At 72.2% G+C, this 1,690-nt stretch carries 2 protein-coding genes; both read right to left on the bottom strand.

Translation table 11 applies throughout. The annotated features are described in order from the left end of the window. The coding region (locus J0670_RS37455) for a nucleotidyltransferase family protein (protein ID WP_207817238.1) at positions 1–918 on the bottom strand (918 nt) is incomplete at its 3' end. Positions 919–1,049: 131 nt separating this feature from the next. Further along, a partial coding sequence (locus J0670_RS37450; RefSeq protein ID WP_374223248.1) for an aminotransferase class I/II-fold pyridoxal phosphate-dependent enzyme occupies positions 1,050–1,690 on the bottom strand: 641 nt, incomplete at its 5' end.

The raw sequence follows: 1,690 nt of genomic DNA, 5'->3' as shown, positions 1-1,690 counted from the left end.
GGGGACGCTGCTCCGGATGCCCGCGGAGCGGCTGTTGCCCGGGGCGAAGAGCCGCTCGGTGAAGCCCGTCTCCCAACGCCTGGCCTCCCCGTCGAAAGCCCCGTACTCGTCGTACCCGGCTATGAACTCCCGGTCCGCCACGCCGAGTCGGGCGACCAGCTGGGCGGGGACGGCCTCGGGGTAGAGCTGCCGGGTGTGGTGCAGTGCGTAGCGGACGCTGGGCAGGCAGCCGTAGCGGTCGGCCCGCTCGGCGAGTGCGTGCAGGGCCGGTTCGTCGGCTTCGGCGAACAGCAGGGCCAGATCAAGGAACTTGAGGACGGTCAGGTCCTTGCCGATCTCGATGTAGTAGAGGGTGGTCGCCTCCACGTGGATCTGGACGCAGGCGTCGAGGAGTTGGTCGGCCGGGTCGAGCATCCGGGAGGGCTCGCCGTACAGGGTGGTCGCCACGGCCCGGTCCAGGAAGTCGCCCGAGTCGGCCGCGATGCCCGAGCTCTGCTGGAAGAGGCTGAAACAGGTGTCCAGGATGAACAGTTCGACGTCGTCACGGTGGGCGGGCTTGATGTACGGCAGAGCCACGTTGGACAGGTTGACCTGCCAGAACAGCCGGGTGCCCCGGTCGAAGGGCACCACCCGTTCGCCGTCGCGGGACTGGTGGCCCTGCCGGTAGCCGAGCCCGTCCACCACCTGCTCGAAGGCCGGAAGCGTCTCCCGGCGCAGCAGGACGTCGAGGTCGCCCGTCCGCCGGGCGCCCGGGTCGCGGTAGACGCCTTCGGTCATCACCGGTCCCTTGCGGATGGCGTAGGGGATCGCGGCGGTGTCGAGTGCGCGCAGGACCTTCGCCCGTTGAAGGTCCCCGCCGTCTGCCGGATCGTCGACAAGGGGGGTAACGGGCGGAGTCGGCGGGTGGTGGGGATGCACTCGAAGTCCGGGGCGATCGGGCCGATGGCACCCGTGGTGCGCGTGTCAAGCCTCCCGATCGCATGAACACGGCCGCCAAGCGCACGCCGAAACCACCGCGAGGCCCGCGCCACCGCGGTGAACCGGGGGCGCTACCCGCGCCGTACCAACCGGCCCAGCAGCGCGATGCCTTCGGTGATGTCGGCGGGCGAGCCGGCCGCGTAGCCGAGGACCAGGCCCGGCGGGTAGGGCAGGCGGGCGTGCCAGGAGAGCGGCTGCGCCTTGACGCCGAGGGCCAGCGCGGCGGTGGCCAACTCGGTGTCCCTGCATCCGAGTTCCTCCGGCAGTGTCAGCATCAGGTGCAGCCCGGCGGCCGCTCCGTGCACCGTGGCGGCGGGGAGGTGGGTGCGGATGGCGGCGATCATCGCGTCCCGGCGGCGACGGTGGCGGCGGCGCAACAGCCTCAGGTGGCGGTCGAGTTCGCCGGACTCCATCAGGCGCGCCAGCACCAGCTGGGGCAGCACCGGGTTGCCGAGGTCGGCGAAGCGCTTGGCCTCCAGGACGGCGTCGCACAGGTGCGGGGGCACCAGCAGCCAGCCGGTGCGCAGCGCGGGGGCGAGCAGCTTGGAGATGCTGCCCGCGTAGCAGACCTGGCCCGACAGGGTGGCCCGGAGGGCGGGCAGCGGCGGGCGGTCGTAGCGGTGTTCGGCGTCGTAGTCGTCCTCGATGACGAGGCCTCCCTCGCTCGCCCAGCCGAGGAGTTCGCGGCGCCGGTCGCCGCCGAGGACGACGC

The organism is Streptomyces sp. FH025 (genome assembly GCF_017427025.1).
Classification (GTDB): Bacteria; Actinomycetota; Actinomycetes; order Streptomycetales; family Streptomycetaceae; genus Kitasatospora.
The sequence above is the reverse complement of the archived record's forward strand: the minus strand, read 5'-3'. Positions and strand labels throughout refer to the sequence as shown.